This window comes from Streptomyces sp. NPDC002265 (genome assembly GCF_040296125.1).
Lineage (GTDB): Bacteria > Actinomycetota > Actinomycetes > Streptomycetales > Streptomycetaceae > Streptomyces.
Window position 1 is genome coordinate 1 of the sequence record NZ_JBEOWS010000188.1, and the last position, 18,968, is coordinate 18,968.

The following is an 18,968-nucleotide window of genomic DNA, read 5'->3' on the forward strand; positions in this document are numbered from 1 at the left end:
TGGGCGTCGCCCAGTGGCACGCCGGCGACCGGGCACAGGCGGTGCGCAGCTGGGAGCGGGCCCTGGAACTCGCGCCCTCGCTCTGGCCGTCGCTGCGCTGCCTGGCCGTCGCGGACCAGGAGAGCGGCAACCACGAACGGGCTGCCGACCGGTACGCGGAGGCCTTCGACGACCTGTGCCGGGAGCGGCGCGACAGCGGCGAGTCCTGGACGGCGGCCATGGCCGCGCTCGGCCGGGAGGCGGTCGGCGCACTGCTCGCCGTCCGGCGGCCGGCCGGGGCGCGGGCCGTGTGGGAGCGACTGCTGTCCGAGACCCGCGAGCGCGGCAGGTTCCGGCTGCTGGAGGCCGAGATCCTGTGCGCGGAGGGACGCCGCGAGGAGGCGCGGGCGGTCTTCGACGCGGGTTTCGAGGTCGCCGACCTGCGGGAGGGCGACGAGACACTGGGCCGGGTGTGGGCCAGGGTGAGTGACGCGCCGCTCCCGGCGCGCTACGACTTCCGGATGCGGCCGTCCGCACCCTGAGCGGCCGTCGGCCGTCCGTACCCCGAGCGGTCGTCGCTCCCCCTGACCGGCGGGGGCTCGCGTCGGCCGCGCGGGGGTTTGGGCGTGGCGCACACGGCCACACGGGTATGAGGTCGTCGAGCCTCTTCGTCGGGCCGGGACCGTGCGGACGGTCCTGGCCCGCCGGAGGCGGACCGAGCCCAGAAGGAGGCACCATGGCCGGACCGCGGTACGTGTACGCCGTCTGCCGTCCCTTTCGCGCGGCCCTCCAGGCCCAGCTCACCGGGGTGGCGGGCGCGCCCGTAGGCCTGCTCGGCCATCACGGCCTGGTCGCCGTCGTCTCCACGGTGCCCGAGCGGGACTTCGCCGAGGAGCCACTGCACGCGCATTGGGCGGACCCGCAGTGGCGGGCCGCCGTCGCGCGCGCCCATCGGGGTGTGGTCGACGCGCTCACCGCCGTCACCACACCGCTGCCGCTGCGCGCCGCGACCGTCTGCCCGGACGACAGCGCCCTGCGGCTGATGCTGGAGACACACGGCGCCGAGTTCACGCGCGCCCTCGACCGGCTCGAAGGACGGGTCGAGTGGAGCGTCAACGTGTACAGCGAGAAGCAGTCGACCGCCCTGTCCGAGGAAGCCGAGACTTTTGTGACCCGGCTGCACGGTTTGCTTTCCCGGTACGCCGACGAGTCGTGTTTCCGCGACCCGGAGGACTCCATGTTCTTCGGTGCGGCAGGGCACGCCGGACACGCCCTACTGAATGCGTCCTATCTGGTGGCGCGGACGGATTCCGAGCAATTCGTGGAACTGGTGGACCGGCTGAAGGCCGACGCACCCGGACTCCAGGTCGAACTGACCGGCCCCTGGGCGGCCTATTCCTTCACCGGGGAGAATGACGAGAAGACGGAGAACCCGGAGTCCGCCGGGACGGCGGAGTTCGCGGGGACGCAGCGGGCGAAGCGGACATGGGTCTCGTAGGCCCCCAGGTCCCGTAGGCCGGCGGGCCTCGTGGATCCGGACCGCGGCCCGGGGCCCTGTGCAGGGCCCCGGGCCGTTCGGTCCACCGTCTCGCCCGTGTCACCGGATGCGAGAGCGGAATTCTCCGGCATCTCCGATTCCGTTTCGCGGGCTCCTCACCGTCGGCGAGGCATTCACCACCTGTACCACCGGCCCCGGCCACCGGCCGCGCTCGTGCCGCGGAACAGGAATCCGAGAAGCCAGACCACGAGCACCGCCACGGCGACCCACCAGAGCAGCTTCACCGCGAACCCGGCGCCGAAGAGAAGAAGTACCAGCAGCAGGACGAGAAGAATGGGAACCATAATGTGAACCTCCTTCTCGCCGTGTTTCCCGGAAATCGGGATTCAGGCATCCTTGCGGCAGAGAATTTCTCCGTGCAGCACGCTGAACCAGCCGTCCGCCTGCTCCCCCCACTCCCGCCAGGCGTCCGAGACGGCCCGCAGCTGCCCGGCGGACGCGTGCCCGCCCTCGGTGGCCCGCTGCGCGTACGCCGAGGCGACGGTCCGGTCCGCCCACAGACCGCTCCACCACGCACGCTCCTCGGGCGTGGCGAAGGTCCAGGTGCTGGACGTGGCCGTGATCTGCGTGATCCCCGCCGCCAGCGCCCATGACTTCAGCCGGCGTCCGGCGTCCGGCTCCCCGCCGTTGGCGCGGGCCACCCGCAGGTAGAGGTCCTGCCAGTCGTCCATCCCCGCGGACCGCGGGTACCAGGTCATCGCCGAGTAGTCCGAGTCGCGGACCGCGATGAACCCGCCCGGCTTCGTCACCCGCCGCATCTCGCGCAGCGCCTGCACCGGATCGCCGACGTGCTGGAGCACCTGGTGGGCGTGGACCACGCAGAACGTGTCGTCCGGGTAGTCCAGGGCGTGCACGTCGGCCACGGCGAAGTCGGTGTTGGCCAGGCCCCGCCCGGCGGCAGTGGCCCGAGCCTGCTCCAGGATCTCCGGAGCGTGGTCGACCCCGGTGACGTGCCCGTCCGGGACCAGTTCCGCCAGGTCGGCGGTGATGGTCCCGGGCCCGCAGCCGATGTCCAGGATCTTCATATGGGGCTTCAGCGAGCCGAGCAGGTACGCGGCCGAGTTGGCGGCGGTGCGCCAGGTGTGCGAGCGCAGTACGGACTCGTGGTGTCCGTGCGTGTAGACGGCGGTCTCCCGTGCTTCCGGCATGGCTGTGCCCTTCTTCGTCGGCTCCGCGTACCCGCCCCGCCGGGGTTCTCGGCCCGGCGGGGCGATGTCTGTCACCGTACGCGCATGATCCGAATGGTGAGAACGGCGTTTTGGTATGTGGACTGACGGTTCGTCAGGGGCAATGTGCTCAGGCGCGCTTCGGCGCCAGGGCCCGTACGGCGAAGGCCGCCCCCGCGCCCAGCGTCGCGCCCACCAGCACATCGCTCGGGAAGTGCACGCCGGTGTACACCCGGGACATGGCCACCGAGAACGCCACGGGTGCCACCACCACCCCCCACCCCGGCGACTCCAGGGCGACCCCGGTCGCGAACGCCGCCGCGGAGGCGGCGTGCCCCGACGGGAACGACGTGGTGATCGGCTGCCGCTTCAGCTGCCGGACCTGCGGTACGGGGTCCAGCACCGGTCGCGGTCGGCGCACCGACTGCTTGCCCAGGGTGTTGATCGTCAGCGAGGCCAGGCTGAGGGAGGCAAGCCCCAGAGCGGCCGCCCGGCGCCCCCGCGGCGTACGGCTCGCGGCCATGACGGCGGCCGTGGCGAACCACAGCACGCCGTGGTTGGCGCTCCGGCTCAGCCGCGGCAGCACCGGCTCGGCGCCGGGCCAGTGGCGCTCGGCGGCGAACTCGAACAGGCGCCCGTCGAGGGCGAGCAGCCGGTCGCGCAGGGCGTGGTGCCCCGGCCGCAGGACGGTGAGGTCGACATCTGGGCTCATGCAGGGATGAGTACCCTGAAGTGGCCGTTTCCTGCGCCGGACCGAACCCGCCGTCGAAGGGCCACCGCATGCGTCTGCTCCTCGTCCGCCACGCCGAGACCCCCGCGAACGTCGACTTCCTGCTGGACACCACGGTCCCCGGGCCGGGGCTGACCGCGCTCGGCGAGCAGCAGGCCGCGCGGCTGCCCGCGGCCCTCGCCGACGAGGACATCGAGGCCGTCTACGCCTCCACCCTGCTCCGCGCGCAGCTCACCGCCGCTCCGCTGGCCGCCGCCCGGGGCATTCGGGTGACCGTGCGCGACGGCATCAGGGAGGTCTCCGCGGGCGATCTGGAGCGGCTGCCAGGCGAATCGGAAGAGGGCCTGCGCTACATGCGGACCGTCTTCGCCTGGGCGGCCGGCGACACCTGGCTGCGGATGCCGGGCGGCGAGAGCGGCGCCGAGGTCCTCGCCCGCTACGACGCCGTGGTCGCGGAGGCGGCGGACCGCGACGCCGGGACGGTCGCCCTGGTCAGCCACGGCGCGGCGATCCGCCTGTGGACGGCAGCCCGCGCGGACAACGTCGATGTGCCCTTCGCCACCGCCCATCGCCTGGCGAACACCGGCGTGGTGATCCTGGAGGGCAGCCCGGCGGACGGCTGGAAGGCCCTCACCTGGGCCGGTGCGACGGTCGCCCCGGCGGGCGAGAGCGGCCCGACGGGCCGGGCGCTGGAGGAGACGGGCTGAGCGCTCCCGCCCGCGGGACCGGACCGGCATTCGGATATGCATTTGGCCGGTCGGGCGGGAGACCGCAGAATGCCTCTCCATGGGACATCTGGAAGCCGCACACCTCGAGTACCACCTCCCCGACGGGAGGACGCTGCTCGGCGATGTGTCGTTCCGGGTGGGCGAGGGGGCCGTCGTGGCCCTCGTCGGGCCCAACGGCGCGGGCAAGACGACCCTGCTCCGACTCATCTCCGGAGAGCTGAAGCCGCACGGCGGCACCGTCACCGTCAGCGGCGGCCTGGGCGTGATGCGCCAGTTCGTGGGCTCCGTACGGGACGAGACGACCGTACGGGACCTCCTCGTGTCGGTCGCCCCGGCCGGTATCCGCGAGGCCGCGCAGGCCGTCGACCGGGCCGAGCACGCCATGATGACCGTCGACGACGAGGCCGCCCAGCTCCAGTACGCGCAGGCGCTCTCGGACTGGGCCGAGGTGCGCGGGTACGAGTCGGAGACCATGTGGGACATGTGCACCACGGCCGCGCTGGGCGTGCCGTACGAGAAGGCGCAGTGGCGGCTGGTACGGACGCTCTCCGGCGGTGAGCAGAAGCGGCTGGTGCTGGAGGCGCTGCTGCGCGGCACCGAGGAGGTGCTCCTCCTCGACGAGCCGGACAACTATCTCGACGTGCCCGGCAAGCGCTGGCTGGAGGAGCGGCTGAAGGAGACCCGTAAGACCGTGCTGTTCGTCTCGCACGACCGGGAACTCCTCTCCCGCGCCGCCGAGAAGATCGTGTCCGTCGAGCCCGGACCCGCCGGTGCCGACGCCTGGGTGCACGGCGGCGGTTTCGCCACCTACCACGAGGCCCGCCGCGAACGCTTCGCCCGCTTCGAGGAACTGCGCAGACGCTGGGACGAGAAGCACGCCCAGCTGAAGAAGCTGGTGCTGAGCCTGCGTCAGGCGGCCTCCATCAGCCATGAGCTGGCCTCCCGCTACCAGGCCGCCCAGACCCGGCTGCGCAAGTTCGAGGAGGCCGGGCCGCCGCCCGAGCCGCCGCGCGAGCAGGACATCACCATGCGGCTCAAGGGCGGACGCACCGGCGTACGGGCCGTCACCTGCGAGGCGCTCGAACTGACCGGCCTGATGAAGCCCTTCGACCTGGAGGTCTTCTACGGCGAACGGGTCGCCGTCCTCGGCTCCAACGGCTCCGGCAAGTCGCACTTCCTGCGGCTCCTGGCCGGCGAGGACGTGGTGCACACCGGGACCTGGAGGCTCGGCGCGCGGGTCGTGCCCGGGCACTTCGCCCAGACCCACGCCCACCCCGAGCTCCAGGGCCGCACCCTGCTCGACATCCTGTGGAAGGAGCACGCCCAGGACCGCGGTGCCGCCATGTCCCGGCTGCGCCGTTACGAGCTGACGCAGCAGGCCGAACAGTGCTTCGAGCGGCTCTCCGGCGGCCAGCAGGCCCGCTTCCAGATCCTGCTGCTGGAGCTGGCCGGTGTCACGGCCCTGCTCCTGGACGAGCCCACCGACAACCTCGACCTGGAGTCCGCCGAGGCACTCCAGGAAGGCCTCGAGGCCTTCGAGGGCACCGTCCTGTCGGTCACGCACGACCGCTGGTTCGCCCGCTCCTTCGACCGCTACCTCGTCTTCGGCAGCGACGGCCGGGTACGGGAGACCCCCGAGCCGGTCTGGGACGAGCGCAGGGTGGAACGGGCCCGGTAGGGCCTGTCCGACGGTTCCCGGGGCCCCGGCGCCCGCGCGGTGACGCGGTCGGAGGCCCGGGGGCCGGAATGTTCGTACAGTGGATGCAGAGACGCCAGTGCCGCCTCGGCCGGGCTTCGCCGCGGGCGATCCCGGCTGACGCGGCGCGTTCCATGGCTCCCTCCCGGATCCCGCCCGATGGATCGCCCACGGGACCGGACCGCAGGGACGGACACGACGAGCGGGGTACCACCATGAGCGGAGTCGACCCGGCGCGACTGGACGACCAGCAGCTGATGAAGGAACTGGAGAACATCCACCGCACGCGCCACGACACCCTGCTGTACGGCTCCAACGACGCGCTGCGCACCCACAATCACCGCATGGCCCAGCTGGAGGGCGAGTACCTTCGGCGCAACCCCCGCCGCTTCGTCTCCCCGTCCCGCACCCGGGACGGCGCGCGGGTGCGGGCCGCCGCCGCGTCGGCGGGCCGGACACCGGTGGGCAAGTGGGGCCCCGGGGCGGGACACGGCGGGGTCTGACGGCGGCGTTTCCCCGTTACCTGTTCGCGGGGGCGGGGCGGGGTGGGGCGGGGCCGTGGCGGCGACGGCTCGTTCACCCGGTCGGCGGCGGGCTGTCCCGCGAATGGTGTCCGGCCGCGCGCGGCCCCGTGCGGGGCGGGCTGTGATGGCTGTGGGGCACGACCGGAGTGTCCCGACAGCCGTCAGGCCTAAGGAGCCCTTCCCATGTGCCGCACCGCCCGTCTCCTGTCCGCCGTCGCCGTGGCCGGTGCCGCCTTAACGGTATCCGCGCCGGCCGCGTCCGCGGACCCGGCCGCGCAGGTCAGCCCCGGCGCATCCGTTCCCGGGGACAGCGTCGTCGTCTCGGTCGGCTGCGGTGCCCTGGGCGGATCCCCGCCCGCGACCATCGACGCCATGTCACCGGCCTTCGACGAGGGCACCGTCAGGCTGAGCCGGGTCGCTGCGGCCCACGGCCGGACGTCGGCCGCCGCCACCTACCGGGGTATCGCCCACATCGCGGCCGCCACGGACCTGCCTGCGGCGCCGGGCAGCGCCGCCGGGCACGCCATGTGGACCGTCGCCGGCAGGTGCCCGGCAGCGGCGGGCGGACGGGGCAAGGTGTGGAGCGCGCAGTTCACCGTGAGCGGGGGCGCCCGTGGCGGAGCTGTCGCCGGGGCCGGTGGCAGCCCCGCCGCCGGTGTCACCGGGCGGGGCGGCAGCCTCGGCACCCCCGGCGTCGCGGGGCGGGGCGGCAGCCTCGGCACGGCCGGTGTTGCCGGGAGGGGCGGCGGCCCGGGCACCACCGGTGTCGCCGGGCGGGACCCTGCCGGGGACGCCGGACGCGAGGCCGGCCCCGGTACGGGTACGAGCCCGGGTACGGGTACCAGCCCCGGTACGGGTACCAGTCCCGGTGCCAGCCCCGGTATCGGCTCCGGTGCCGATACCGGTATCGGCTCAGGTACCAGCCCTGGTGCCGGCCCCGGTGTCGGTCCTGGTAGGGGACTCGTCGGCGGGGAAGCCGGACGTGACACCGGTACCGGTACCCGACCGGATGCGGGCGCCGGCGCCGGACTTGGCACCGGTCCCGGTACCGGACCGGATGCGGGCATCGGCGCCGGACGTGGCAGCCTTGTCGGCCCGGACACGGGAGCCGGCGCCGGACTGGGTCTCGGTACCCGACCGGACACGGGCACCGGTGCCGGTACCGCCACCGGACCGGACACGGGTACCGGTGCCGCCATCAGACCGGACACGAACGCGGGCGTCACTCCGGACACGGGCGCCGTTCCGGACACCGGCGTGATTCCGGACGCGGGCGTCACCCCGGACGCGGACGTCACCCCGGACAAGGGTGTCAGTCCGGACACGGGCGCCGAATCGAAGACGGGCGCCGGATCGGACACGGGCACCGACGCCGGACGGGAGAGCGGCGCCGACGACGGTGGGAACACCGGCGGGGGCGGCGGCCGGGACAGCGGGGACGACAGCGGCCGGGACAGCGCCGGCGACAGCGGCCGGGACGCGGGACAGGACGGCGGCAGCGACACCGGCCGGGACGGCGACCAGGCGTGCGGCGGGCCGCGTACCGACGAGAACGGGGGCGGGAACGCGCGCGGAGACGCGGACAAGGGCACGGACAAGGGCACGGGGCGGGGACCGGACAAGGGCACGGGCCGGGGACCGGACAAGGGCACGGGCGGGGCACCGGACTCGAGGTCGGATCGGGGCGCGGATTCCGGCACATACCCGAAGGTGCTGACACACACCGCCGCACGCACCGCCATGCGTACCGAATCCTGCGCGAAGGACGCGCTGCCGCAAGGTGTGGAGGCCGGGGAGGGCGGCGCGTTCACCGGGTCCGTCCCCGCGGTCGTCACCGGCGGCCTGCTGATCGTGGGCGCGCTCGGCGCCGCCGCGCACCGGCTGTGGCGCCGTGAACCCGGCTGGAAGGACTGAGCCGCCCCACGGTGTCACGGGCCGCGGCGACAGGAGCGCTCATGGTGACGCGACGGGCGGGGTACCCGTTGTTCTTGGGAGGCTGGTGAGTACAGGGCGGCACAGCGGTGGAACAGGGCACCAGGACTGCGCGGAGGTAGGCATGGGGCGCACGGACCGCGAGGGACACGGCCCCGTCCGCTACGGGCCGCCCCTGCCCGACGACGGGCTGCCGCTGCTCCCGGAACTGTCCGAGGTGCTGGCCGCCGCCGCGGGCCGGGCGCAGGCCGAACCGGTCGGCGGCGGTACCACTCTGCGGGACGCGGTCTGCGGCTACTGGGCCCGGCGCGGTCTGACCGCCGCCCCCGGCCGGGTGACCGCGGCGCCCGGCGCCCCGGCACTCCTGGTCGCGCTGACCGCCGCTCTCGGCGGCGACGTCCTGGTGCCGCGCCCCTGCGCCGCCTGGTGGAGCCCGTACGCACGACTGCTGGGCAGACCCGTCTTCCATGTGGCGACCCCGGCCGAATGCGGCGGCGTACCGGATCCGTACGCCTTGCTGGAGACCGTCCGCAGAGTCCGCGCGGAAGGCGGCGACCCGCGGCTGCTGGTGCTGTCCGTCGCCGACGACCCGACCGCCACCGTCGCCCCGCCCGAGGCGCTGCACGAGGCCGTCGAGGCTGCCGCGGGCGCGGGCCTGCACCTGGTCAGCGACGAGACCTGGCGCGACACCGTGCACGACCCGCACGGCACGGTGCTGTTCAGCCCCGCCGAGATGCTGCCGGACCGGGTCACGGTGGTCGGTGACCTGGCCGGGGCGCTGCTGCCGCCCGGCTGGCCGGCCGCCGTGGCCCGCTTCGCCGAAGGTCCTGAGGGGGCCGGCCTGCACGCGCGCGTGCTCGACGTGCTGACCGCGCTGGACGCCCGCGTCGCGGCGCCGGTCGCGGCGGCCGCCGAGTACGCCCTGGCCGAGCCCGGGCCGGTCACCGCGCGCGTGGCCGCCGCCGTACGGACACACGCGCACCTGGCCGCCGCCGTGCACGGCGCGGTGGTCTCCGCGGGCGCGCTCGCCCGGCCGCCGCGGGCGGGCCGGCACCTCTACGCCGACCTCGGCCCGCTGCGGACCGGGCTGGCCCCGCACGGCGTGGGCGACGCGCAGGACCTGGAGGACCACCTCTCCGCACGGCTCGGGATGCCCGCGCCCGGCGGTCACCGCTTCGGTGACGACCTCGGCGCCCTGCGCGTCCGCCTGTCCACCGCGCCGCTGCTCGGCGGTACGGAGCAGGAGCGCGCCCGCTGCCTCGGGTCACCCGCACCGTGGGAACTGCCACACGTGCAACGCGCGTTGACCACCCTGAGGTCGGTCTTCGACGATCTCCGCGACGACGCTCAGCGACGGGAGCCTCCTCGATGACGCAGCAGTCCGAGTCGACCACCACACCGAGCACGACCACCTCTTTGAGCACATCCACTTCTCCGGACACGCCCACCTCTTCGAGTACGACCACTCCTTCGAGTACGACCACCTCTTTGAGCACGCCCACCTCTGTGAACTCGAATGCGACCGCGCGGGAATCCGGACCCGCGGCCCGTACGCCCCCGCTCGCGCCCCCGGGCCCGCCGCTCGCCGCCCCCCGGCCGCTGGGGGAGCGGCGGCAGTGGCCGCGTACCTTCCACGACCGACTGACCGCCCCGCTGCCCGGCCTCAAGGCCCTCGCCCGCTTCGCCCGCGAGGGCTCCGTCCGCCCCGGCAAGGCGGGCCTGGCGGACATCCCCCTGCTGCCCTGCGAACCCGGCCCGCTGCCCCGCGTGGACACCCGCACCGTCGCCGTCACCTGGGCGGGGCACGCCAGTTGGGTGCTGCGCGTCGGCGGGCTGACGGTCCTGACCGACCCGGTCTGGTCCCGTCGCATCCTCGGCACCCCGGCCCGCATCACCCCCGTCGGCGTCGCCTGGGACGCCCTGCCGCGGGTCGACGCCGTCGTCATCAGCCACAACCACTACGACCACCTGGACGCCCCGACGCTGCGCAGACTCCCGCGCGACACCCCGGTGTTCGTGCCCGCGGGGCTCGCCGGCTGGTTCCGGCGCCGCCGGTTCACCACCGTCACCGAGCTCGACTGGTGGGAGGCGGCCGAACTGGGCGGCGTCCGCTTCGACTTCGTGCCCGCCCACCACTGGTCCAAGCGCAGCCTCACCGACACCTGCCGCAGTCTGTGGGGCGGCTGGGTGCTCACCGACCCGGACGGACAGCGGGTCCACTTCGCGGGCGACACCGGCTACGGCCACTGGTTCGCCCACATCGGGCGGCGCTACCCGGGCATCGACCTCGCCCTGCTCCCCATCGGCGCGTACGACCCCCGCTGGTGGCTGAGCGACGTCCACTGCGATCCGGAGGAGGCGGTCCGGGCCGCCCAGGACCTCGGCGCGCGCCGTCTCGCCCCCATGCACTGGGCCACGTTCGTGCTGTCGGCGGAACCGGTGCTCGAACCGCTCGTCCGGGTGCGTGCCGCCTGGGACAAGGCGGGCCTGGCCCGCGACGACCTGTGGGACCTGCCCGTCGGAGGCTCCCGGATCCTCCCCGGGCAGTACGGCCGGTACGGCTGAGCACGGCGGGCGCCGCGCCCGCCCCGCGGTGCAGGTGCAGGTGCAGGCACAGGGCTCAGGCGCCGGCCGTCCCGCGGACCCGGCGCCACACCGTCGGCGCCGCGCCGATCAGCACGGTCAGCGCCACCGCCGCGACCACGCCCTCCCACGGCTCGCTGAACAGCGAACCGCCGAGGATCCCGATCAGCTGGTACGTCACCGCCCAGGCGATGCAGGCCGGGAGATTGCCCCGGGCGAACAGCCGCAGCGGCCAGTCCGCCATCAGACAGGCCAGCATCACCGGGATCCGCCCCGCGGGCACCAGCCGGGACAGCACCAGGACCGCCACCCCGTGCTCGGCGAGCTGGTTCTGCGCCCCCGTCAGCCGGTCCTCGGGCGCCCGCGCCCGGATCGCCTCCAGCCAGCGCGAACCGTTCTTCGAGCGCATCCCGCGCCGGCCCAGCCAGTACAGCGCCACGTCGCCGAGGAACGCGGCCAGCGACGCCGTCACGAAGACCGCCGCCAGGGCGAACGGCGCCGTCTGATGGAAGGCGACCACGGCCGCCGAACTCACCAGCGCCCCCGTCGGCACCACCGGCACCAGCGCCCCGATCAGCACCAGCAGGAACAGCGACGGATAGCCCAGCGCCTGCTGTGTGGACTCCGGCGGTACGGTCCGCGCGACGGCGGACAGCACCGGGGCTGCCGACAGCGACGTCAGGGCCGGACGTATCACGAGGTGACCCCCAGGCGCACGCTCTCCCCGTGTTCGAGCCGGTGCACCACGACCTCCGGCGCACACTCGGCCGCAAGGCGCACGAACTCCTCGCCGGGCGCGTGGAACTCGTGGGGGCGCACGGCGTCCAGCCCGATCGGCCAGTACGTGCCGTAGTGCACCGGCACAGCGCTGCGCGGCGAAAGCCGGGCGAGTGCCTCGGCCGCCCGCCCGGCGTCCAGATGCCCTTCACCGAGGTACGGGCCCCAGCCGCCGACCGGCAGCAGTGCCGTGTCGACCGGACCTACCTCCTCGGCCATCGAGTCGAACAGCCCCGTGTCCCCGGCGAAGTAGGTGCGCGCCTCGCCCGTCACGACGTAGCCGAGCGCGGGGCAGTGGCGCGGCCCCACGGGCAGCCGCCGCCCGTCGTGCCGGGCGGACACGGCACGCACCACGAGGGCGCCGACCGCCGTCTCGTCCCCGGGGGCCATCTCGTGCAGGTCCAGGTGGGTGAGCCGGCGGAGTCCGGGGACGGCGCGCGGGGCGCCCCGGGGCACCAGCAGGCGCGTGCCCGGCGCGAGCCGACTCAGCGACGGCAGGTGCAGATGGTCGGCGTGCAGATGGGAGACGAGGACGACGTCCGCGCGCCGGGCGTCCGCCGGGGGCAGCGCGCCACGGCGCCGGCGCAGATGCGCGAGCCGGCCGGTGAACAGGGGATCGGTGAGTACGCGTACGTTCGAATCCTCGACCGCGCAGGTCGCGTGGCCCCACCAGGTGATCTCCACCGGCACCTCTTTGCCTCCTTCGCGCGACTCCCCGAAGCCTACGGGCAGGAGTAGGGTCGGCGGCGAAACCCGGAGGTGAGGGGGACGCCATGGGAGAGGTGCAGGGTGCCTCCGGCGGGCCGGACGCGGTGCGCGTGACGGCGATCGCGAGCCTGACACCCTTGGAGGAACTGGACGACGACCCTTTCCTGGTGGACTCCCGCAGCCAGCACGCGATGTGCGCGCGCTGGGCCGCCGAGCGGGGATACGTGGTCGCCCGGGAGCTGCTGGTGTGCGGGCTGCGCCCCGACCACGTGGTGCTGTGGGACGGTGTGCGGCCCGGCGTGGACCTGTTCGTGGCACCGAGCCGGCGGGTGCTGGAGAGCGCGCTGTCGTCGGTCGAGGAGTTCACCGCGGAGGCCCGGCGGCGCGGGGTGCGGGTCGAGACGGTGGGGCGGGCCGAACCGCTGTACGACGCGCAGATGAAGGCGCGGGTGCACCGCCGGCTGTCCATGCCGACGGCCGGCTACGACGGCCGCTGACCCGGATCCCGACGGTCGGCTTCGGCGGGCGCTGACCCGGATCCCGGCGGCCGGGTTCGGCGGATGCTGACCCGGATCCCGACGGCCGGGTTCTATGGGTGCCGACCCGGATCCCGACGGACATCGTCACGCGGTTCGTCATCCCGCCTGTGGCAGGGTGGAGGGGTGAGGGCCCGCGGCCGGCGTGGGGCCGGGACGCGAGGTGTACGGGCTGTGCGGGACGTGCGTTGGCGGCGGATCCTCAGTCAGACCGGGCGGAGCATCGTGGTGTGGGCCGTCTCCACGGTCACCATGCTGGTTCTCGCGGGCCTCCTGCCGGACTTCCAGCTCCAGTCCGCCGACGGTGACAGCGCCACCAGCATCGCCGTCACGGCCGCGTTCGGCGCGGGCTTCTTCGGTCTGCTCTCGGCCCTGGTGTGGCCCCTGCTCGTACGGCTCCTGCTGCTGGTCCCCGCCTTCGTGCTGGGCCTGCTGGTCTTCTTCCTCAACGGCTCGCTGCTGCTGCTGGCACTGCGCCTGACGCCGTCCGGCAGCAGCGAGGCGGCTCCCGAGACCGCGGTCGTCGTCGCCGCCGTGATGTCCGCCGTCGCCTCGGCCACCGGCGCCGCCCTGGCCGTGCGCGACGACGAGGCCTACCGCCGCCGTCTCTCCCGGCTCGCCGTCCGCCGCCGCCGGGGCGGCCCGCCCTGCCCGCAGACCCCCGGCACCGTCTTCCTCCAGTTCGACGGCGTCGGCCACGACGTGCTCATGGACGCCGTCCGCAAAGGGCTGATGCCGACCGTCGCCGGCTGGCTGGGCACCGGCCCCGACAAGCCCCCCACCCCGTCCACCCACCGGCTGACGTCCTGGCGCACCGACTGGTCCAGCCAGACCGGCGCCAGCCAGCTCGGCATCCTGCACGCCAGCAACTTCGACATCCCCGCCTTCCGCTGGTACGAGAAGGACAGCCGGGAGGTGATGGTCTGCAACCGCCCGACCAGCGCCGCCGAGCTCCAGCGCCGCGCGGTCGAGCGCACCGGCGACGGCGGACTGCTCACCCTGGACGGCGCCAGCCGCGGCAACCTGTTCGGCGGCGGCGCCGACGAGCAGGCGCTCGTGCTGTCCATCGCCATCGGCCGCCGCGGCAGCCGCACCCGCTCCCGCTCGGGCTACTTCGCCTACTTCTGCGACCCCGCCAACGCCGTGCGCACCGCGCTGTCCTTCGTCGCCGAGGTGGGCCGCGAGATCCACCAGTCGACCCGCGCCCGGCTGCGGGGGCAGCTCCCCCGGGTCAGACGCGGCGGCCTCTACCCCCTCGTCCGCGCCTTCGCGACCGTCGTCGAACGGGACGTCGTCGTCGCCGCGGTGATCGGCGACATGCTCGTCGGCCGCACGGCCGTCTACGCCGACCTGGTCGCCTACGACGAGGTGGCCCACCACTCCGGACCGCACAGCCGCGACGCCGAGCAGGTCCTGCGGCGCATGGACCGCTCCCTCGCGCTGCTCGGCAAGGTCGCCGAGCACGCCCCGCGGTCGTACCGGATCGTCGTCCTGTCCGACCACGGGCAGAGCCCCGGCGAGACCTTCCGCTCCCGCTACGGGCTCACCCTCGGCGACCTGGTGCGGGCAGGCTGCGGGCTGCCCGTCCCGCGCCGGGCCGACCGCACCCTGGCCCACGCCGTCGGTGCCGCCCGCGCTGGCGAGCCCCCGACCGGCACCGAGGCCCGTGCCGCGGTCCGTGCCGCGCTGCACCGCCCGGTCGAGGAGGAACGCCACGACCGGCACCGCCCGGCCGGCCGCCGCTCGGACCCGGTCGTGCTGGCCTCCGGCAACCTCGGCCTGGTGTCCTTCCCCGACGTGCCGCACCGGATGACCAGGGAGGAGATCGACGCCCGCCACCCCGCGCTGCTGCCCGCCCTAGCCAACCATCCCGGCATCGGCTTCCTCCTCGTACGCAGCGAGGAGCACGGCGGTCTGGTCCTCGGTCCCGGCGGCGCGGAGATCCCGCTGGACCGGCTCGACGAGGCCCCCGGGCCGCTGGCGGTGTTCGGGCCGGGTGCCGCCGACGCCGTCCGCCGCACCCACTCCTTCCCGCACACCGCCGACATCATGGTCAACTCCTGGCACGACCCCGCCGCCGGCGAAGTCCTCGCCTTCGAGGAGCAGATCGGCTCGCACGGCGGCCTCGGCGGCGCCCAGAGCCGGCCCTTCCTGATGTCGCCGCTCGCCTTCTCGGCACCGGTCGAGGACGGCGCCGAGCTCGTCGGCGCCGAACACGTCCACCGGGTGCTGCGCCGCTGGCTGCGCGAGCCGGACGGCCCCCAGGTGCCCTTGGCGGAGGGACCGCGGAGCGCGCGGCAGCCGGACGGGGAGGGGCCCACGGAGCCGGACGGCCGGGAAGGCCAGGAGGAGTGCGCGGCCTGAAGGCGAGCGGCCGCACCGCCGGACGGCTTGACGGCGCCGCACCGCCGGGCGAGCGGCCCGCACCGCCGGGCGGCCTGACGGCGAGCGGCCCGCACCGCCGGGCGCCAGCAGCGCGCCGCCCGATAAATCGGCTGCGCGGGCGGACGCGTACGCACACACTGTTCGCGTCCTGCGGCACGCACCACGGCGCGCCCGCCCCCACCCCCCGCAAGGAGTCCCTGCTTTGCAGGCTGCCGTCACCGTCACGCCCGCCCGCCTCCCGGAGCTGCTGCTCGGCCTCGCCACCGTGCGGCCCGTCTTCGTCTGGGGCGCCCCCGGCATCGGAAAGTCCTCCCTGGTCAGGGAGTTCGCCGAGTCGCTGGGGCTGGAGTGCGTGAGCCTGCTCGGCACCCAGCTGGCGCCCGAGGACCTGATGGGCGTGCCGCAGATCCGGGACGGACGCTCGGTGTTCTGCCCGCCGGAGGCGATCGCCCGCGACCAGCCGTACTGCCTGTTCCTGGACGAGCTGAACGCGGCCTCGCCGGACGTGCAGAAGGCGTTCTACTCGCTCATCCTGGACCGCCGTATCGGCTCCTACGAGCTGCCCGCGGGCTCGATCGTCATCGGCGCCGGCAACCGCGCCACCGACAACGCCCTCGCCCGCCCGATCGCCTCGGCGCTCGTCAACCGTCTCACCCATGTGCACCTGGAGGCCTCCGCCAAGGACTGGCTCGGCTGGGCCGCCGCCAACGCCGTCCACCCCTGGATCCTCGACCACCTCACCGACCGGCCCGACCACCTGTGGTCCCGGCCGCCCAAGACCGAGGAGCCGTTCTCGACGCCCCGCTCCTGGCACATGCTCTCCGACGCCCTGCACTCCTTCGGCCGCGACCTCGACGAGGACACCCTGAAGGTCCTCGCGCACGGCACGCTCACCCCCGCGCACGCCGTCGCCTTCTGCGGCTACGTCAAGATCGTACGCAGCCGGTACGGCATCGAGGCCGTCCTCAGGGGCGACGCCCCCTGGCCGCACCGCGTCGAGGACCGCGACCTGCTCTACTACCTCGCCGACTCGTTCCGCGGCCGGCTCCTCAAGGAGCTGCCGGCCGACAAGGAGCACATGCCGGCGAGCGGCCGGCAGCTGGCGTACCGCGCGAAGTCGCTGCTCGTGCAGCTCGCCGAGATATCCGTCGAGGTCGCCCAGACCGTCATCGCCGCCGATGCCGAGGGCAACCCGGTGCTGCCCGCCTGGTTCCTGGTCGAGGCGGCCCGCGACATGCCCCGGCTGGTGGAGGCGCGCCGGTGAGCCGGGAGCGCGGCCGCAAGAAGCGGGACGCCGCCGCGGAGGCTTTCGCCGAGGGGATGCGGCTGTTCCGCGCCAACCCGGCGCTGGCCGCCCTCGACCTCAGCGTCTGCCGTGCGGAGGACTGTCCGCTGACGCCCCGGGACGGCCTCGTGCGCGCCGACTCCGCGGGCGTCCTGCACGCCCATCCGGCCAGGGTCGCCGACCCGGCGCACTGGGCCTGGTCGCTCGCCCACGCCGGTCTCCATCTGGGCTTCGGGCACCTCCCCGCGGCCCGGGGCGAGCGGGTCCAGCCCGACCGCCACGAGCTCGCCGCCCGCTGCACGGTCGTCAACCGCTTCCTGCTCACCTTCCCCGTCGGCACCGTCCCGGACGAGCTGCCGCTGAGCTACCCCGACGGCGACGAGGAACGGCTCGCCGCCCGCTGGCGGCGCACCGGACTGCCCGCCGTGTACGAGCACTGCGGTACCGCGGGCACCGAACCGGACCAGCTGCTCGTGCCGGCGGTGGGCTGGTTCGGCGGTCACCTCCCGGACTGGCAGCTGGCGTTCGCGGGCGCGCTGACCCGGACCGTGTCCGCCGCGATGGACGTGGCGGGCGGCCGGCGCGACACCCTCGACGGCGAGGCGACCGGACGGCAGCCCTGGGAGCGGGCACTCGGCTGGTTCATCTCCTCGTTCCCGCTGCTCGGCGGGATCGCGGCGGGCATCCGGCTCGTCGCCGACGCCGAACTCGCCCGCGCCCACGGCATCGCGGTCGCCGCCGTCGACGCGGAGGCGGGCGAGATCTACATCAACCCCGTCCGGCGGTTCGACGACGAGGAATGGTGCTTCGTCCTGGCCCACGAGATGCTGCACGCCGCCCTGCGGCACGGCGACCGCTGCGGCGGCCGCGACCCCTACCTGTTCAACGTCGCCTGCGACTACGTCGTCAACGGCTGGCTGTGCGAGATGCAGGTCGGCACCATGCCCGACGGACTGCTGCACGATCCCTCCCTCACCGGGCTGTCCGCCGAGGAGGTCTACGACCGTATCGCCGTCGACCTGCGCCGGCTGCGCCGGCTGGCCACCCTGCGCGGCAAGGGCGTGGGCGACGTCCTCGGCGCCCCGCTCGGCCCGCCGCGCGACCACGTCGACCTCGACGGCTTCTACCGCCGGGGCCTCGCCCAGGGCCTCGACCTGCACGAACGGCAGGAGCGCGGCTTCCTGCCCGGCGGTCTCGTCGAGGAGATCCGCGCCCTCTCCCACCCGCCGCTGCCCTGGGACGCCCGACTGGCCCGCTGGTTCGACGAGTTCGTACCGCGTCCCGAGCCCGTCCGCTCCTACGCCCGTCCGTCCCGCCGCCAGTCCGCCACCCCCGACATCCCGCGCGCCGGACGCCACTTCCCGCCCGAGGAGGTCGCCCGCTGCACCTTCGGCGTCGTCCTCGACACCTCCGGTTCCATGGACCGGACCTTGCTGGGCAAGGCCCTCGGCGCGATCGCCTCCTACGCCGAGGCCCGGGACGTCCCGGCCGCGCGGGTCGTCTTCTGCGACACCGTCCCGCACGACGCCGGCTACCTCCCGGTCAGCGAGATCGCCGGGCGGGTACGGGTGCACGGGCGCGGCGGTACGGTGCTCCAGCCCGGGATCGACCTGTTGCAGCGGGCCGGGGACTTCCCGCCCGGCGCGCCCGTCCTCGTCATCACCGACGGCTGGTGCGACGTGCTGCGGGTGCGGCGCGAACACGCCTATCTGATCCCGCAGAGCGCGCGTCTGCCGTTCACCGCGCGCGGGCCGGTGTTCCGGGTGCGCTGAGCCGGAATGTGATCGGATGGTGCGCAGGAATCCCGGTACCGGGAACCCACGCGAAAGGAAGAACCGTGGCAACCACGCGCTCCGCACACACTGTCTGGGAAGGCAACCTGCTCGAGGGCAACGGCGTCGTCACCTTCGACTCCTCCGGCATCGGCCAGCAGGCGGTGTCGTGGCCGTCGCGCGCCGAGCAGGCCAACGGCAAGACCAGCCCCGAGGAGCTGATCGCCGCCGCCCACTCCAGCTGCTTCTCCATGGCCCTCTCGCACGGCCTGACCGGCGCCGGCACCCCGCCCACCAAGCTCGTCACCTCGGCCGACGTGACCTTCCAGCCGGGTACGGGCATCACCGGCATCCACCTCACCGTCGAGGGCGCGGTCCCCGGCATCGACAACGACGCGTTCGTCGCCGCCGCCGAGGAGGCCAAGAAGAACTGCCCCGTCAGCCAGGCCCTGGCGGGAACCACCATCACCCTGTCGGCGAAGCTCGCCTGATCCGGCTGATCCACCTGATCCACCTGATCCGGCTCATCCACCTGAACCGCCGGATCCGCTGAACCGCTGATCCGTCCGATCCGGCGGAACGTACGCCCGCCTGCGCGGACCGCCCGGC

At 74.3% G+C, this 18,968-nt stretch carries 16 protein-coding genes and 2 pseudogenes; 13 read left to right on the top strand and 5 right to left on the bottom strand.

Annotation, left to right across the window (positions count from 1 at the left end; all coding sequences use genetic code 11):
• Both ABT085_RS28110 and ABT085_RS28115 read left to right on the top strand, forming a co-directional pair.
• Window positions 1–521, top strand: a pseudogene (locus tag ABT085_RS28110) (DUF5107 domain-containing protein); the annotation flags it as partial.
• A gap of 194 nt (window positions 522–715) precedes the next feature.
• Window positions 716–1,477 carry a GvpL/GvpF family gas vesicle protein gene (locus ABT085_RS28115; RefSeq protein WP_351613688.1) on the top strand — a complete coding sequence of 254 codons (762 nt, stop codon included), beginning with the start codon at window positions 716–718 and terminating at the stop codon, window positions 1,475–1,477.
• A 173-nt stretch (window positions 1,478–1,650) separates the two neighbouring features.
• Here ABT085_RS28115 and ABT085_RS28120 read toward each other — a convergent pair whose 3' ends face one another.
• The 3 genes and pseudogenes from ABT085_RS28120 to ABT085_RS28130 all read right to left on the bottom strand — a co-directional run.
• On the bottom strand, window positions 1,651–1,821 hold the full coding sequence (locus tag ABT085_RS28120) for a hydrophobic protein (protein ID WP_152894404.1): 171 nt from the start codon (window positions 1,819–1,821) through the stop codon (window positions 1,651–1,653).
• A gap of 42 nt (window positions 1,822–1,863) precedes the next feature.
• Window positions 1,864–2,685 (bottom strand): class I SAM-dependent methyltransferase, encoded by an 822-nt coding sequence (locus ABT085_RS28125; protein ID WP_351613692.1) that lies wholly within the window; start codon window positions 2,683–2,685, stop codon window positions 1,864–1,866.
• A 151-nt stretch (window positions 2,686–2,836) separates the two neighbouring features.
• Window positions 2,837–3,415, bottom strand: a pseudogene (locus tag ABT085_RS28130) (phosphatase PAP2 family protein); the annotation flags it as partial.
• A 68-nt stretch (window positions 3,416–3,483) separates the two neighbouring features.
• On the opposite strand from ABT085_RS28130, the gene ABT085_RS28135 reads away from it, so the two are divergent.
• From ABT085_RS28135 to ABT085_RS28160, 6 genes are all read left to right on the top strand, one after another.
• Complete coding sequence (locus ABT085_RS28135; protein ID WP_351613695.1) at window positions 3,484–4,140, top strand: histidine phosphatase family protein; 657 nt, start codon at window positions 3,484–3,486, stop codon at window positions 4,138–4,140.
• Window positions 4,141–4,219: 79 nt separating this feature from the next.
• Window positions 4,220–5,839: an ABC-F family ATP-binding cassette domain-containing protein gene (locus tag ABT085_RS28140; RefSeq protein ID WP_351613698.1), complete on the top strand. Its 1,620-nt coding sequence runs from the start codon at window positions 4,220–4,222 to the stop codon at window positions 5,837–5,839.
• Window positions 5,840–5,991: 152 nt separating this feature from the next.
• Window positions 5,992–6,360: a DUF6158 family protein gene (locus ABT085_RS28145; RefSeq protein WP_351613701.1), complete on the top strand. Its 369-nt coding sequence runs from the start codon at window positions 5,992–5,994 to the stop codon at window positions 6,358–6,360.
• 204 nt (window positions 6,361–6,564) lie between these two features.
• Window positions 6,565–8,295 carry a hypothetical protein gene (locus tag ABT085_RS28150; RefSeq protein ID WP_351613704.1) on the top strand — a complete coding sequence of 577 codons (1,731 nt, stop codon included), beginning with the start codon at window positions 6,565–6,567 and terminating at the stop codon, window positions 8,293–8,295.
• 142 nt (window positions 8,296–8,437) lie between these two features.
• Window positions 8,438–9,685, top strand: a complete 1,248-nt coding sequence (locus tag ABT085_RS28155; RefSeq protein ID WP_351613706.1) for an aminotransferase class I/II-fold pyridoxal phosphate-dependent enzyme — start codon at window positions 8,438–8,440, stop codon at window positions 9,683–9,685.
• On the top strand, window positions 9,568–10,878 hold the full coding sequence (locus ABT085_RS28160) for an MBL fold metallo-hydrolase (protein WP_502982823.1): 1,311 nt from the start codon (window positions 9,568–9,570) through the stop codon (window positions 10,876–10,878). The genes ABT085_RS28155 and ABT085_RS28160 overlap by 118 nt, the downstream gene beginning before the upstream one ends.
• A gap of 55 nt (window positions 10,879–10,933) precedes the next feature.
• Here the strand turns inward: ABT085_RS28160 and ABT085_RS28165 are convergent, their stop codons facing one another.
• Together ABT085_RS28165 and ABT085_RS28170 are read right to left on the bottom strand one after the other, a co-directional pair.
• Entirely contained in the window at window positions 10,934–11,590 is a 657-nt protein-coding gene (locus tag ABT085_RS28165) for a DedA family protein (RefSeq protein WP_502982824.1), read from the bottom strand.
• The gene (locus tag ABT085_RS28170; protein WP_351613712.1) at window positions 11,590–12,363 is read right to left on the bottom strand and encodes an MBL fold metallo-hydrolase; all 774 of its coding nucleotides are present in this window, start codon (window positions 12,361–12,363) and stop codon (window positions 11,590–11,592) included. Before ABT085_RS28170 ends, ABT085_RS28165 begins: the two co-directional genes overlap by 1 nt.
• An 83-nt stretch (window positions 12,364–12,446) precedes the next feature.
• Here ABT085_RS28170 and ABT085_RS28175 point away from each other — a divergent pair, with 83 nt between their 5' ends.
• The 5 genes from ABT085_RS28175 to ABT085_RS28195 all read left to right on the top strand — a co-directional run bounded on the left by ABT085_RS28175 (window position 12,447) and on the right by ABT085_RS28195 (window position 18,850).
• Complete coding sequence (locus ABT085_RS28175; RefSeq protein WP_351613714.1) at window positions 12,447–12,878, top strand: hypothetical protein; 432 nt, start codon at window positions 12,447–12,449, stop codon at window positions 12,876–12,878.
• 213 nt (window positions 12,879–13,091) lie between these two features.
• Complete coding sequence (locus ABT085_RS28180; protein WP_351613717.1) at window positions 13,092–15,281, top strand: phage holin family protein; 2,190 nt, start codon at window positions 13,092–13,094, stop codon at window positions 15,279–15,281.
• A gap of 223 nt (window positions 15,282–15,504) precedes the next feature.
• Entirely contained in the window at window positions 15,505–16,566 is a 1,062-nt protein-coding gene (locus ABT085_RS28185) for an ATP-binding protein (protein WP_351613720.1), read from the top strand.
• Between the two features lie 56 nt (window positions 16,567–16,622).
• The gene (locus ABT085_RS28190; protein ID WP_351613734.1) at window positions 16,623–18,359 is read left to right on the top strand and encodes a vWA domain-containing protein; all 1,737 of its coding nucleotides are present in this window, start codon (window positions 16,623–16,625) and stop codon (window positions 18,357–18,359) included.
• 65 nt (window positions 18,360–18,424) lie between these two features.
• Window positions 18,425–18,850, top strand: coding sequence for an OsmC family protein (locus ABT085_RS28195; protein WP_351613728.1), 426 nt, complete (start codon window positions 18,425–18,427; stop codon window positions 18,848–18,850).
• Window positions 18,851–18,968 lie beyond the last annotated feature (118 nt).

What these genes read in the sequence shown, in the direction of transcription:
- ABT085_RS28150 (WP_351613704.1), top strand. Translation starts at nt 6,565, where the DNA reads ATGTGCCGCACCGCCCGTCTCCTGTCCGCCGTCGCCGTGGCCGGTGCC.
- ABT085_RS28135 (WP_351613695.1), top strand. Translation starts at nt 3,484, where the DNA reads ATGCGTCTGCTCCTCGTCCGCCACGCCGAGACCCCCGCGAACGTCGAC.
- ABT085_RS28175 (WP_351613714.1), top strand. Translation starts at nt 12,447, where the DNA reads ATGGGAGAGGTGCAGGGTGCCTCCGGCGGGCCGGACGCGGTGCGCGTG.
- ABT085_RS28145 (WP_351613701.1), top strand. Translation starts at nt 5,992, where the DNA reads ATGGCTCCCTCCCGGATCCCGCCCGATGGATCGCCCACGGGACCGGAC.
- ABT085_RS28115 (WP_351613688.1), top strand. Translation starts at nt 716, where the DNA reads ATGGCCGGACCGCGGTACGTGTACGCCGTCTGCCGTCCCTTTCGCGCG.
- ABT085_RS28125 (WP_351613692.1), bottom strand. Translation starts at nt 2,685, where the DNA reads ATGCCGGAAGCACGGGAGACCGCCGTCTACACGCACGGACACCACGAG.
- ABT085_RS28155 (WP_351613706.1), top strand. Translation starts at nt 8,438, where the DNA reads ATGGGGCGCACGGACCGCGAGGGACACGGCCCCGTCCGCTACGGGCCG.
- ABT085_RS28140 (WP_351613698.1), top strand. Translation starts at nt 4,220, where the DNA reads ATGGGACATCTGGAAGCCGCACACCTCGAGTACCACCTCCCCGACGGG.
- ABT085_RS28190 (WP_351613734.1), top strand. Translation starts at nt 16,623, where the DNA reads ATGCGGCTGTTCCGCGCCAACCCGGCGCTGGCCGCCCTCGACCTCAGC.
- ABT085_RS28120 (WP_152894404.1), bottom strand. Translation starts at nt 1,821, where the DNA reads ATGGTTCCCATTCTTCTCGTCCTGCTGCTGGTACTTCTTCTCTTCGGC.